The 12,943-nt window shown below is 68.0% G+C and carries 10 protein-coding genes and 2 pseudogenes; 5 read left to right on the top strand and 7 right to left on the bottom strand.

Annotated features, from left to right (window positions below; translation table 11 throughout):
• Positions 1-6 precede the first annotated feature (6 nt).
• Positions 7-1,410, bottom strand: a complete 1,404-nt coding sequence (locus M2266_RS29615; protein WP_277440943.1) for a GDSL-type esterase/lipase family protein — start codon at positions 1,408-1,410, stop codon at positions 7-9.
• A gap of 400 nt (positions 1,411-1,810) precedes the next feature.
• On the opposite strand from M2266_RS29615, the gene M2266_RS29620 reads away from it, so the two are divergent.
• Positions 1,811-2,842: a PP2C family protein-serine/threonine phosphatase gene (locus M2266_RS29620; protein ID WP_277440944.1), complete on the top strand. Its 1,032-nt coding sequence runs from the start codon at positions 1,811-1,813 to the stop codon at positions 2,840-2,842.
• An 82-nt stretch (positions 2,843-2,924) separates the two neighbouring features.
• Here the strand turns inward: M2266_RS29620 and M2266_RS29625 are convergent, their stop codons facing one another.
• Entirely contained in the window at positions 2,925-3,341 is a 417-nt protein-coding gene (locus M2266_RS29625; RefSeq protein ID WP_277440945.1) for a MerR family transcriptional regulator, read from the bottom strand.
• Positions 3,342-3,763: 422 nt separating this feature from the next.
• Here M2266_RS29625 and M2266_RS29630 point away from each other — a divergent pair, with 422 nt between their 5' ends.
• The 4 genes and pseudogenes from M2266_RS29630 to M2266_RS29645 form a co-directional block, all read left to right on the top strand.
• Entirely contained in the window at positions 3,764-5,263 is a 1,500-nt protein-coding gene (locus tag M2266_RS29630) for a SulP family inorganic anion transporter (protein WP_277440946.1), read from the top strand.
• Between the two features lie 221 nt (positions 5,264-5,484).
• A complete protein-coding gene (locus M2266_RS29635) occupies positions 5,485-6,060 on the top strand; it encodes a TerD family protein (RefSeq protein WP_277440947.1) in 576 nt (191 codons plus the stop codon).
• Positions 6,061-6,147: 87 nt separating this feature from the next.
• Positions 6,148-6,603: a TerB family tellurite resistance protein gene (locus M2266_RS29640; protein ID WP_277440948.1), complete on the top strand. Its 456-nt coding sequence runs from the start codon at positions 6,148-6,150 to the stop codon at positions 6,601-6,603.
• 171 nt (positions 6,604-6,774) lie between these two features.
• Positions 6,775-7,395, top strand: a pseudogene (locus M2266_RS29645) (DUF5655 domain-containing protein); the annotation flags it as partial.
• A 172-nt stretch (positions 7,396-7,567) separates the two neighbouring features.
• Here M2266_RS29645 and M2266_RS29650 read toward each other — a convergent pair.
• From M2266_RS29650 to M2266_RS29670, 5 genes and pseudogenes are all read right to left on the bottom strand, one after another.
• Positions 7,568-8,935: a DUF317 domain-containing protein gene (locus tag M2266_RS29650; protein ID WP_277440950.1), complete on the bottom strand. Its 1,368-nt coding sequence runs from the start codon at positions 8,933-8,935 to the stop codon at positions 7,568-7,570.
• Between the two features lie 56 nt (positions 8,936-8,991).
• Positions 8,992-10,128: a DnaB-like helicase N-terminal domain-containing protein gene (locus M2266_RS29655; protein ID WP_346780940.1), complete on the bottom strand. Its 1,137-nt coding sequence runs from the start codon at positions 10,126-10,128 to the stop codon at positions 8,992-8,994.
• Positions 10,128-11,311: pseudogene (locus tag M2266_RS29660) on the bottom strand (DNA cytosine methyltransferase). The gene M2266_RS29655 and the pseudogene M2266_RS29660 overlap by 1 nt, the downstream one beginning before the upstream one ends.
• Positions 11,308-12,171, bottom strand: a complete 864-nt coding sequence (locus tag M2266_RS29665) for a hypothetical protein (RefSeq protein WP_277440951.1) — start codon at positions 12,169-12,171, stop codon at positions 11,308-11,310. The pseudogene M2266_RS29660 and the gene M2266_RS29665 overlap by 4 nt, the downstream one beginning before the upstream one ends.
• A gap of 262 nt (positions 12,172-12,433) precedes the next feature.
• Positions 12,434-12,904, bottom strand: a complete 471-nt coding sequence (locus M2266_RS29670; RefSeq protein ID WP_277440952.1) for a hypothetical protein — start codon at positions 12,902-12,904, stop codon at positions 12,434-12,436.
• Positions 12,905-12,943: the final 39 nt, after the last annotated feature.

Below are 12,943 nucleotides of genomic sequence, written 5' to 3' on the forward strand. Positions count from 1 at the left end.
ATGTCGCTAGGGAACCGGAGTTGACGGAGTGTTGGTTGAGCGCGCTGCCTGGGCCAGAGCCTGTTGGTCCGCGAGGGCAATCGCGAGTTCCCCGGCCGCAGTGGGGTGCAGTGGTGCGTCCGCGTCTGGTCCTTGAACGAATGACTCGTCGCTGCAGAGCCGGTGTCCGTCGAAGTGCTGCTGGACGTCGATGAATCCGAAGGTCTGCGCCCCCTCGCGGAGGACGGCGTTGAGGTCTGACAGCCGGGACTCCAGAACCTTCGCCTTGTCGGCGGTGATCCCTTGACCGGCCAGGCAGCCCACGTCGTCTCCGAAGGGGTTGTAGTACTCGTTGATGAGGACCGTGGGATGCTGAGGCAAGGCCGCCAAGTTCCCGAGCAGCGTGTAGTAGTCGTAGGCGAATGCCGCGATCTGCTGATGGAAGTAGGCGGTTGACGCACGGTCGCCGCAGGCATCTGCCGCTGCGCACACGGCTGCCAGGGCCGACCAGTGCACATCGTTGGCCCCGACACTCACAATGACGACCGAGGCTTTCGGGGAGCGGACGACCGCGGACAGTTGGGGCGGAGCTTCGCTGGCCCCGGCTTTCTGGGTGCCGAGCAGGCCCTCTCTGATGGTGGCGCTGCTGCAGGCCGCGTTCCAGGTGTTCCAGCCGTTGACCTCGCCCAGACGCACAGCGTAGGCGTCCTTGCTGCGCCGGCATGCCCGGTCCAGCGTGCTGGGATGGTCGACCAGGGGATTGCCGTCTCCCGCTGCGGTCGAGTCCCCAATGATGACGGCCTCGATCCCCGGCATGGTGGGGCCGCCCGTTGCTGCCGTTGCCGGCGGACTCTTGCCGACCAGGTCCTCAATCGATCGCACCTGCCGCAGTGCCCGCGGTGTGGACGCCGCCAGGAGATAGACGCCCGCTGCGTTCAGGGCGCACATCCCCACTACGGTGGCGGCCAATATCTTGATCATCCAGGCTCGCGAGGAGCGCCGAAGCCCTGCGACTGCCACGGTCATGAGCGCTGCGAAGCCGGCCGCGATCAGTGTCTGCCACAGGAGGTAGCGTGCCCAGCCCGAGGTCAGGGCTCGGCTGAGGTCTGTCTCGATATTCTGTTGGCCGCCCGGCTGGGTGACGGCGTTGGTCTGGGCGTTCAACGTGATCTGCGCGAGCTTGAGACGTGGCCGGATGGGTCCGTCGAACTGCGGTTTGGTCGCGATCACTTCACCGAAGAGATCGAGCTCGCCCGGCCCTGACCATTGCAGATCCGGTGCTGCCGCACCTACCTGCACCCTCTGTCCCACTCCGGAAACTGACTGGAGCGGCGTCACTCGCACCGAAAGCCAGATGGACAGAGCAGCGATGCACGCGAATGCTCCTGCGTACCCCATGATGACCGTGGCCCGGCGGCGCCAGAGACGCACGGTGTTCCCCCTGCTCACCCACCTCGACTGATCGATACCCGCCACCTCCAGCTCCGTGACGTCCGATCGCTGGAAGGCGCGGGCCCGGTCCGTCCTGTTTCGATGCTGACCCCCACGCTAACGCGCTGGGCGCTATCGGCAGCGAAGGGCCTGAACCGCCGGAATCCGGGTAGTCGGCCCCCAGGCTACCTTGCACTGTGCAAATATGGAGACTGCGGTGCGACCGAATGCAAGGAGAACAGGCACCTGCGGCCGTACGTGCCGTTGCGGCCCCGTTCCCCACGGGTGCGGTCCGCATGATCGGGACGCGTCTGTGACGACGCGGGCCAGGAGGAAGACCTTGGATCGGACGGCGCCGCCCCAACGCCAATTCCTACTTGTGGCTATACCGTTCGCCGCGATGGCCATCGTCGCGGGCGTCGATCTGCTGGCAGGTCCGGACGTGGGATTTCTGCCCTTGTTCTCCCTGGGGCCGGCCTTCGCGTGCGCAGCGGGAACGGTGCGCAGAGCCTTGCTGGTGGGTGCCCTGGCCTGGGTGCTGTGTCTGAGCGTGGCTTCCTATGACGGCCTGCTGCTGTCGCATCGGGTGACGGTTGCGCTGGCCTCGACTCTGGGCGTCACCGCGGCAGCTGCTCTGGCTGCCTCCATCCGACGTCGTCACGAACATGAGCTGGCGGATGTACGTTCGGTCGCCGAAGTCGCCCAGCGCGTCCTGCTGCGCCCGGTGCCACGATATGCGGGGCTCATGCGTATCGCGGTGTCGTACACCTCGGCTGCCGCCGAGGCCCGAATCGGCGGAGACCTCTACGAAGTCGTGCCCCTGGGTGCGGGAGCTCGGGTCATCGTCGGTGACGTACAGGGCAAGGGGCTGGACGCGGTAGAGACCGCGGCCGTGGTCCTGGGCGCATTTCGCGAGGCTGCGCCCGAAAACATGTCCCTCGACATGGTCGGTGACCGGTTGGAACGCTCCTTGAACCGACGCTTGGAGGGAGAGGAGTTCGTGACTGCGGTGCTCGCTGAGATCGGCGAGGACCACAGTGTGCTCATGCTCAACTACGGTCACCCGGCGCCGCTGCTGCTGCGAGCAAACGGCGCGGTCCAGTTCGCGGAACCGGACAGCTACGCCGCGCCCCTGGGGCTAGCCTCCCTGGGGCCCCCGAGTCCTACGCCGTACAAAGTCGAATTGGCTCGCGGCGACCAGATGCTCCTGTACACCGACGGAGTCACCGAAACCCGCGATGAGCACGGACAGTTCTACCCCTTGGCGCAACGGGCCCATCTGCTGGACGAGTTCGACCCCGAGACCGCGCTCGAGGCCCTTCGGCTCGATCTGGTCGCCTACGCGCACGGGCCCTTGCGTGACGACGCCGCGATGATGCTGCTGCGTCATCGCGACGTGCCTGACCAGGTCGGTATACCGGGCCGGGACTAACAGCGACATCGGTTCCGTTGCCAGGCGAGTTGGCCGCTGAGATGCCGCTCCGGGCGCCGCCGCGGGGGTGGGATTGATCCATTCACGGGGCGCTGGGAGGGTCCCCGGCGGCCTGGAGCCGGCGTCGCAGGGTGGCGGCGAAGTCCTCGGCGCGCGAGAGCTGGACCCGTAGGTCGGCGATGCGGTCCTGGGCGGCCTGTTCGTAGCCGCGCACCTGTTCCAGCAGTCTCTCCCGTTCCCCGGGCTCAACGGGCGTGTCGGTGTCGAGGCGGTCGGTGGCTTCCAACAAGTCGCGCATCTGGTCGAGGGCGAAGCCCAGCGGCTTCATCCGGCGGATCACCATCAGGCGGGCAACGTCGGTTTCGGTGTAGAGCCGGAAGCCGCCCTGGGAGCGAGCGGAGGGGGCGACGAGGCCGGCTTCCTCGTAGTGGCGGATGGTCCGCAGGGACAGTTCGGTTCGGGTCGCTACCTCGCCGATCTGCATGTGTTCGGATTCCACGCCCGTCACCCCTGGCCTTTCGCGTCCACAGATTCACTTCGAAGTCGGCGTCCCGGCCATCCCTACTCTAACGTTAGGGTAGAGTTAAGGAGCGCGGAGGCGGCCTACGTGCCCCCGCCGACCTGCGGCCTTCGAGTCTAGGGGCGGGCTGCCCGCCCGTCGGGGCCAATGGCGTCCCCGCGAAGCCCGCTGAGCAGGAGATGCAGCGCGCGCAGCCGGAGGTGCCCGCGTTGTCTTCGGCCTTCCGTGCTATCCCCCTGCGTGCTCACCGAGATGACCGGGCGCCTTGAAGCCGGCCCCAATCCGGCCCGTCCGCCTTCGCTCACCGCCTCCAAGCGATCCGCGGAGGCCGTCTCTGAGTCCGCGTTCAGATTCTCGCGCGCCCCTCCGGTCGCGCCCGAGCACGACAGGTGCCTACCGACTTGCCGACGTCCCTGATCACCGCTGCCGCGCGCCTACGCGGCTCCCACCCTGCCTGGCTGTCACCGAAGGTTGCCCGCACCGAGGCGATCGCGGGCCTCGTTGTCGCGCTCGCGCTGATCCCCGAGGCGATCTCGTTCTCGATCATCGCCGGTGTCGACCCGAAGATCGGTCTGTTCGCGTCCTTCACGATGGCCGTGACCATCGCGATCGTCGGCGGGCGCCCCGCGATGATCTCCGCCGCCACCGGGGCCGTCGCCCTGGTCATCGCTCCTCTGAACCGCCAGCACGGCCTGGGGTACCTCGTTGCCTGCGTCATCCTCGCGGGCGTCTTCCAGCTCGTCCTGGGCGCGTTGGGCGTCGCCAAGCTCATGCGGTTCGTGCCGCGCTCGGTGATGGTCGGCTTCGTCAACGCCCTGGCTATCCTGATCTTCACGGCGCAGATCCCCAACATGGTGGACGTGCCATGGGCGGTCTACCCGCTCGTCGCGGGTGGCCTGGCCCTCATGGTGCTGTCCCCACGGATCACCAAGGTGATCCCGGCGCCGCTGGTGTCCATCGTGACCCTGACCGCAATGACGGTGGGCGCCGGCATCGCGGTGCCGAGCGTGGGTGACAAGGGCAAGCTGCCCTCATCCCTGCCGGTGCCGGGCCTGCCGGACGTGCCGTTCACCGCCCATACTTTGACGATCATCGCGCCTTACGCGCTCGCCATGGCGCTGGTGGGCCTGATGGAGTCGCTGATGACCGCCAAACTCGTCGACGACATCACCGAGACCCGCTCGAACAAGACCCGCGAATCGATCGGCCAGGGCATCGCCAACATCGTCACCGGCTTCTTCGGTGGCATGGGCGGCTGCGCCATGATCGGCCAGACCATGATCAATGTGAAGACGTCCGGTGCCCGCACCCGCTTGTCCACCTTCCTTGCGGGCGCCTTTCTGATGCTGCTGTGCATCGGCTTCGGCCCCGTCGTCTCGGACATCCCCATGGCCGCGCTCGTCGCCGTAATGGTCCTTGTCTCCTTCGGCACCTTCGACTGGCACTCCATCGCTCCCAGGACGCTGCAGCGGATGCCCGCCGGCGAGATCACCGTCATGGTGATCACCGTTGCCGTGGTCGTTGCGACCAGCAACCTCGCCATCGGCGTCGTCGTCGGTTCCGTCACCGCGATGGTCATCTTCGCCAAGCGCGTCGCCCACCTTGTCAACGTCTCCGCGGCTGCCGACCCAGCTGGCACCAGCGTCGTCTACACGGTCACTGGAGCCCTGTTCTTCGCTTCCAGTAACGACCTCGTCGGCCGCTTCGACTACAGCGGAGACCCGGACAGGGTCATTATCGACCTCACTGCCGCGCACATCTGGGACGCCTCCTCCGTCGCAGCCCTCGACGCCATCGAGACGAAATACGGGAAGCGCGGTAAGACGGTTGAGATCATCGGTCTCAACCAGCCCAGCGCCAAGATCCACGAAACCCTGAGCGGTGAACTCACCAGCCAATGAGAGCCTGCGCCGGCAGGGCGCCGAGTGTGTCCTGGGCTGAGTGCGGTGGCAGTGCGGTGCGCGGCCCCTGGCATGGGCGGCGTGTAGGTGGGAGGCGCGATCTCGCGCACCCGCCGGAGCCTTGCCGGTGGGAACCTCGGCAGTTTCACCAGCGTTGTTTGGTCATGTAGGCGTTTTCGACGACAGGCGCGGTTCCAGCGCTGGATTGAGTAGGGGTTTGTATGGGTGTCAGCCTTGCTAAGGGCGGCAATGTCTCGCTGACCAAGGAGGCCCCGGGGCTGACGGCGGTCATCGTGGGACTGGGCTGGGACGCACGCAGCACCACAGGCGCCGATTTCGACCTCGACGCCAGCGCGCTGCTGGTCAATACGAGCGGCAAGGTCGCCTCGGATCAGCACTTCGTCTTCTACAACAACCTCAAGAGCCCGGACGGCTCGGTCGAGCACACCGGCGACAACCTCACGGGTGAGGGCGAAGGCGACGACGAGGCCGTCAAGGTCAACCTCGCCGCTGTCCCCGCCGACATCGACAAGATCGTGTTCCCGGTCTCGATCCACGAGGGCGAGAGCCGTCAGCAGAGCTTCGGCCAGGTCCGCAACGCGTTCATCCGTGTGGTGAACCAGGCGGACAACAACGAACTGGCGCGTTACGACCTCACCGAGGACGCCTCCACCGAGACCGCGATGGTCTTCGGCGAGCTGTACCGCAACGGCGCGGAGTGGAAGTTCCGCGCCATCGGCCAGGGTTACGCCTCCGGACTGCGCGGCATCGCGCAGGACTTCGGCGTCAACATCTGACCTCAAACCACACTGTGTCGGGGCCCGCGAACCACGCGGGCCCCGTTCGGCCGTTTCAACAACTTTTTGCACCCGAGGAGACGCCAGATGGCGCTGTGGGACAAGCTCAAGGAATCCGCATCCACGATGCAGGGCCAGCTCGAAGCGAAGAAGAACGACCTCAAGAGCGGGTCCTTCCGCGATGCGAGCATGGCCATGTGTGCACTGGTGGCTGCTGCGGATGGTTCCGTCGACCCCTCGGAGCGCCAGCGTGTCGCCTCGCTCATCGCGAGCAACGAGGTGCTGCGGAACTTCCCCGCCGACGACCTCCAGCGCCGCTTCAACGACTACCTGGCCAAACTGACCGCCGATTTCGACTTCGGGAAGGTCAGCATCCTCCAGGAGATCGCCAAAGCGAAGAAGAAGCCGACCGAGGCCCGCGCCGTCATCCAGATCGGCATCGTCATCGGTGGCGCCGACGGCGACTTCGACAAAAGCGAGCAGGGCGTCGTCCGCGAAGCCTGCTATGCCCTGGGACTTCCGCCCGCTGAATTCGACCTCTGATCGCTATCACGTGGCTGGGTGCAGAAGCGGCGTATCGACCCTGCCCAGCGGTATGCGGCCGGTGCCGGGCACTAGTCTGCTGCCCGACACCGGCCGGTTGTATATGAATGTGCCAATCGGCGCCAGAGGACTCAGCGGCGGGCCTTGGCCCGATCCAGGGCGGTGACACCGATGGCGTGGCTGATGGACCACCGGGCGGAGTTCGAGCACCTGGTCCGCGATCGGCTCGGGGTGACGGCCGCGGCCCAGGTGCTGTGGAGCGGGCCGCGCCTGATCTGTATCGCCGGCGACTTCACGCGCTACGACGTGCACGCCGTGCGCGAGCATCGGAGGGCGATCGACCTGGTCCGCTACCGACTCTTCGGCAGTGACCTGCTCGGGCTGGAGACCGTCGCGTCCGTAAGCGGTGTGAGCCAGGCCCCGCGCCGGGCACGTCGGCAGCCGGTCGTAAGGCCGACAGTCGATGTCCGGGCGGCATCAATGAACGCACTGGCGAACGCGGTCGACGAGGTGTTGCTCGGCCTTGGGGATGGCGTGAACCGCGTGGAGCGCAAGCAGTACCGGGCGTATCAGCGGCTGCGGAACTTCGCTTGTGTATGTTTGCCCCAGCGGAGCAAGCTCCTCGTCTACCTCAAGGTCGATCCGAAGCGCGTCGACCTTGTTCCCGGGTTTACCCGGGATGTGTCCGGGCTCGGCCACCACGGGACGGGCGACTTGGAGGTGCAGCTCCGCACGGCCAGAGACGTGGAGCGTGCGCAGGATCTGTTCCGCGCGAGCTATGCAGCCGCCTGATCGCTCGACCGCGCCTTGGCGGTGAGCGGTTCGCGCTGGGCTTGGGGTCGTCGGGGGGCGCCTTTCGTCGTATGGGTATGTCGTGGCGGTGGACTACTAATGATGGGCGGGACCGCCGGTTTGGCTAACCGGCGATCCCGCGCTATATTGCCCCGCTTCGAGGTGCGAGTGATCAGCGTGTACGGCTGGGGGCGGGGGTGGCCATGACGGCTGGGCCGGCGGGTGGCGTGGCGCCGAGGCTGGCCCTGCGGTCGCGGCCCGTGACCTGGATTTGGCGAGTGCCGGTGCCGTGGGCGAGATTCTCGCTGAGATTGGCCAGCAGGGAGCTGGGGGTGCGCGGCGAAGCGGTGAGGGTCCAGTTGGGGTGGTCGAGATCCGGGCCGGCCCAGACGGTCCAGGCGGTGAGCGCCTGGCTCGGGTGCTGGGCGGCGGCATCGAACTGGATGCCAGCGTCTGCGGCCGGAGATGTCCAGCGGATCCACCGTCCATTCACGGTGTGCTTCCACCCGGCGTCGGTGAGAGGCTGTGTGGCGGCGGTGACTGTCTTGTCGTCCACAGGGGCGACAACGGCTGTGTCCCAGCCGTCGGCGGAGGCGAGGTAATCCAGGAGTTCCTGCAGTACGGGGGCGGGCGTTGCCCCGGTGGCAGTGAGGACCCACGTGCGGTTGGAGACGGGGGTCTCGTAGGCGGCTACGGTCCAGGCAGTCTCGTGGGCAGGGGCGTCGTGGATGCGCTCGATGCGTAGAGTCTGGTCTTCGTGAATGGCGTGAGTGGTCTCGTCGGACCAGGTCCTCCACTTCTGCCATTCGCCGTGCGCGCCGAGGAATGCCTCCAGGGCAGCGTCGTGGTCGCCGGCATCGGCGGCGTAGGCCGGGACGGTCTCCAGCTCCGGAAGAGGAGAGCTGGGTTCGACCGCCCTTGTGTCGAGAGCAGTTCGGGCCTCGTCGGCGTGGCGCTCGGTGTCGGTCATCGGTGCAGGCCCGGGGCGCATGGCGTCGCCGTGGACCCTTTCGAAGGCGACCAGGGCCTGGGCGGGCGAGTCGAAGGTGTCGGCTACCTGGCGCAGGTGGTCCTCGCCGTGGAGGTAGACGCTCTTGCCACCGCTGAGGTACGTGCCGACCGCGATGGTGGTGTGGCCGTCCTCGGCATGGGCGTGGATCAGGAGGTGGCCGTGGCGAATGTCGTCGTAGATCTTCTGGGCCTCGTTGGAGACCTCACGGATCTCGGTGCGGGTGCACCAGGGCATCGGGTAGTTGGCCCAGGTCCACTCTTCGTCGATCGCCGTGCGCAGCTCGGGGGTGACCTCGACGGCGATCCCGTCGGCGGCCAGTTGCCGCGCGGCGTCCTGGGCCCAGTAGGGCTCCTCGTGATCGATGCGGACCAGAACGAGGGTGTTGTCGGAGACGACGTGCCAGTCGGCGGCTTCCAGGCCCAGTTGCGGGATGTGGGCCTGTGGACCGGTCAGGGTGGCGGTGACGGCGCTGGAGTGGGTGGGGTGGACGTCGAGGCGAACGTGCGCGTCGATGGAGGGTGTCGTCACGACAGGAGTGCTCTCGGTTTCGGTGCGCCGGACCGTTGAGGTCTGGCTTTCGGCGGTCAGGGGGTCAGCGGAGGATGCGTGCGGCTGGCGGGGTGGTGCTCTGCGGTGGGCCGGCTCGGGGTGCGGTCGTGCCTTTCGCGGTCCTGGTGCGCGCTGGTCGGGTCGTGGGTGCGGGTTCGGTGGTGGGCGTGCTGCCAGCGGGTCCGCACGGCGGTCAGGTCGGCGAGTGCGCGGCGGCTGCCGACGACGAGCTGGTACGGCGTGTTGGCCGGGTCGTTGGTGAATGTCTCGATGCGCTGGCCGAGGTGGTGGGCGGCGGCCAGCACGGAGCGCTGGAGGACTCGTTCACCCCAGTGCTCCGGGGTTCCGACCGGCCCGGCGAGGAGGTTCAGCAGGTCTTGGGGTTCGGTTCCGGCGCCGAGAAGGCCGCGGTGTTGTGCTTCCCATAGGACGGTTACGGGGTCGACCGGTGTGCCGCGGCGTGTGAGGGCGATCAGACACGGCCATAGCCCGGCGTGCAGCGGGTGCGTGAAGTCGCCGGGCGTCAGCCAGTGCATCTGCTCGATGCTGCTGGGGTGGGCGGTCGCGGTGGCGAGCAGCAGCCGTTCTTCGTCGTGCGCGTCCTGGTCGTGGGTGGTGGCCGGCGGGGGCATGGGGGTGCGGGGCAGGGAGCCGGCGTGCGGTGGGAAGCGGGTGGCGATGTCGTCCACCAAGCAGCCCAGGGCGTCGGCCTCGTCGAAGGTGGCGGTCACGCGCAGGGGGAGCGAGGTGTCGTGGGCGCTGTGCATGAGGCGCTGGGCGGCAGTGGCCAGCCGGCGCCTGCAGTGCTCCGCTTCGATCATGCGCGCGTAGGTGGGCGCGTGTGTGGGCCACGGGCAGACCTGGATCAGGCTGTGCAGGTAGGTGGCGGTCAGCCCCCGGGCCTGCTCGCGAGCGATGGCAAGGACGGCGTCGAGCCACTGCGTGTGTGCGGCGTGCTCTACCTGGTCGGGTGCCGGCAGGGAGCTGATCGCGGCGAATAGGGCGGCGTGCGCGGCGGTGGAGAAGGCGTCGGGGGCGATCCCGGTCACCTCGCCGAGGCGATGTGGTTCGAGCAGGAAGGCGCCGAGGAGCGCTTGTTCGACGTGGAAGACCGGGTGCGGCGGAGCGACGGTGTCGAAGTCGTCCTGGTCGGGTTCGGGGGTGTGGGGCATTAAGCGGCCAGGGTGAAGTCGTCGGGGTTGGGCGAGAGGTTCAGGTGCGGGGCGAGGAGGTGGGCGGCGAGCAGTGCGGGGACGGCGTTGCCGATCTGTGAGAACTGCTGGCCCTTGTTGCCCGCCCAGGGGTAGTCGGCGGGGAAGGTCTGCAGCAGCCCGGCCTCGCGGGCGGTGATCCGGATCGGCTCCGGGACAGCGCCCTGCGGGTGGGTGGTGGGGGGTTCGGCGATCCACGTGCATTCGTTGGCGCGGTGCCCGAAGAACAGCGTCCCCGCCGGCTCCTCGATGGATCGGATGGTGGCGTTGGCCTGGTTGTTGCTCCGCAGGGACCACGCCCAGCGTTCCTCGGCGCCCCGACGGGGCCGAAGGGCTACCTCCGGGGGTTTGGGAGCCCAGGTGCCGCGGTCACGGGCGTCGGCGAGGGTCTTGCGGGAGCCGGAGGGGAAAGGTTCGGGTCCGCCCCCGGGTCCGCCACCGGCGCAGACGGTGGGAACGGGCCGGTCGGTGGCACCCCATCCCAGCGCCTGGGCCATGCTGACCCAGCCGGCGCGACCCGGACCAAACAGACTCTCGGGCTCGGCGACACGGGCGTGCGTGGGCGCGGGCGGCTGGGCGGTGCGGATCCGGGAGGCGAGCAGGATCGCTCGCTTCCTGGTCTGGGGCACCCCGTAGTCCGCCGCGTTCAGGATTCCGCACCACACGGAGAACCCCCAGCGCCGGAGCACGGCGGCGTACTGCTTCCACAGGGGCAGGACGTCTGGGACTTCTTCCATGGCGATCCACTCCGGTTCGCCTACGGTGTTCAGGGCGTGGAGGTAGCGCATGGGCTCGGCGGCCAGCAGGGAGCGTTGGTCCCGGCAGGCGGGCAGCAGCCGTTCGCGGATGTCGCGGCCGTCAGCAAGGTTCTCCACGGCCTCGTGCACGAGGGCTGGTCGAGCAGGCCGAGGCGTTTGCCGGCCATGCTCCACGCCTGACACGGGGGAGATGCGATCAGCCCGCGGGTCCGGCCGACCCACGGCCACGTCGGATATCTGGCCACGTCCGTCCGCACGGTCCACTGCCCGGCGGCCACCCGGGTCTTGCAGGCCCACTCGTCCCACTCCAGACCGACGTCCCGCACACCGAACACGCTGAGCGCCCGGCTCCAACCCCCCGGACCTGCAAAGAGGTCCAGAATCAAGTGGCCAGCCCATAGTCATCCTGCGTCGGCCCGTCCGCGTCCCCCCGGCACGCCCAAGGGGAGCAGCCGTCCACAACACCGTTCTCCAACTCGTCCGCGTCGCCCAGTTCGGGCTTAAGGGCAGCGCGTTCGGCGGCGGTGACGTGGTCGATGGGCGCCTGGCCGAGTGGCACGCGCGAGCGGTGGAGGAACGCCTGGCCGAGCAAGGCGTTGCCCGTGGCGTTCGCACGGGCGTTGCCCTGGCGGATAGCGGCGTCGAATTCCACGACGTCCTGCCACTCCTCGGGGCTGGTGTCGCGAATGGTGCGCCACTGCGCGTTTCCGTGGAAGGGGCAGCCGAGACACGACGATTTTGGAGTGTCGGCGAGGCCGATCGAGGTCAGGTATCGGACGCAGTCGCCGCGTGACCAGCCCATGTCGATGAGGGGGTGAACGTTGCGCATGTAGCGGACGTCGGCATCCTTGGCACGGTGGAACTCATCCGTGGAAATCCCGACCCACTGCTCGACGAAGACATCCTTGGGAATGCGCTGCGGGTACGGGTATCCGAGGAGTTCTCGGACCTTCTTCTTGATCGGCTTTATCTTATATTCGCCCGTGCATTGACGCCGGGTCATGCCTTGCTTTCCGTCCTTGTTCAGGATGTAGAGCGGCATGGAGGCGAATCGGTGATCGGGGTCGAGTGCGTCGTTGCGAATATTTCCGGAGCTGACTCGCAGCACGGGTATTCCAGCAGGTTCAGCGACTTCTTTTACGAGCCGATCAAGATGGGCGTATACGGCGCGAGGCTCCCACCCGGTGTCGGCGAAGATCGCGTAGTCAACCTTCGGGAGAACGCCCTTGGCGGAGAGGGCGAGCATGGCGCTGGACTGGATTCCCGCGCCGAGGGAAATGGCACGGAACTGCGGTATCGGGGAAATAGAGAGTCCTGATGGTGAGGAGGGGCGGCGGCGCGGCAGTGAGGGCGAAGGCGGTGACGGTGGCGCTCGCCTCGTGAGAGACGACCCGTGATGGAGGGCACGGACGGAGGGGATGCTCATCACGATGGCGTTCACCCGAGACACCGCAGCGGGACCCGGCGAGCCCAGCACGAGGCAACCGGTGGCGGCGTCGTTGCTGCGGTCAGCGGCGGTGGCCGACAGGGGGAGTTGAGCTAGTGGCGGGGACAACGGCGCTCGCGCGCGGTTGCGGACCGGGAACGGCGCCCGTGGGCCGGCTACTGAAGGCGGGCGCGACCTGGTCGAGTGTCTGGGCGATCTGCTGGGCCTGGGCTCGGGCTTGACGGAGCTGTTCGGCGACGTCGAGGGGCAGGTGCTCCCACTGGGCCGTGTACTGGTAGTCCCGAAGGATTTCGGCGGCGTTGCGGAGTTGTTCGGCGACCTGTCGCAGGATCGCGGTCTGCTGTTGTGGGCTGGTCGCGCTGTGGGCGTGCTGCAGGAGTGCGTCGAGGGCGGCGGGCAGGGGGTCGGTGTCGGCGGGGAGGCCGAACAGGTGGGCGTGCAGGGACGCTGCGAAGGCGGTGACGGGCCCACCCCGGGAGCGGTGGCCGAACTCGGCTGCCGCCTGCGGCCGGACGTGGAAGCTGACGATCACGTCACGGGGTGCGGCGTCGGGGTGGATCTGGTCGGCAAG

Origin of the sequence: Streptomyces sp. SPB162 (assembly GCF_029504575.1) — a bacterium.
Lineage (GTDB): Bacteria > Actinomycetota > Actinomycetes > Streptomycetales > Streptomycetaceae > Actinacidiphila.

What these genes read in the sequence shown, in the direction of transcription:
- M2266_RS29640 (WP_277440948.1), top strand. Translation starts at nt 6,148, where the DNA reads ATGGCGCTGTGGGACAAGCTCAAGGAATCCGCATCCACGATGCAGGGC.
- M2266_RS29665 (WP_277440951.1), bottom strand. Translation starts at nt 12,171, where the DNA reads ATGCTCGCCCTCTCCGCCAAGGGCGTTCTCCCGAAGGTTGACTACGCG.
- M2266_RS29655 (WP_346780940.1), bottom strand. Translation starts at nt 10,128, where the DNA reads ATGCCCCACACCCCCGAACCCGACCAGGACGACTTCGACACCGTCGCT.
- M2266_RS29635 (WP_277440947.1), top strand. Translation starts at nt 5,485, where the DNA reads ATGGGTGTCAGCCTTGCTAAGGGCGGCAATGTCTCGCTGACCAAGGAG.
- M2266_RS29620 (WP_277440944.1), top strand. Translation starts at nt 1,811, where the DNA reads ATGGCCATCGTCGCGGGCGTCGATCTGCTGGCAGGTCCGGACGTGGGA.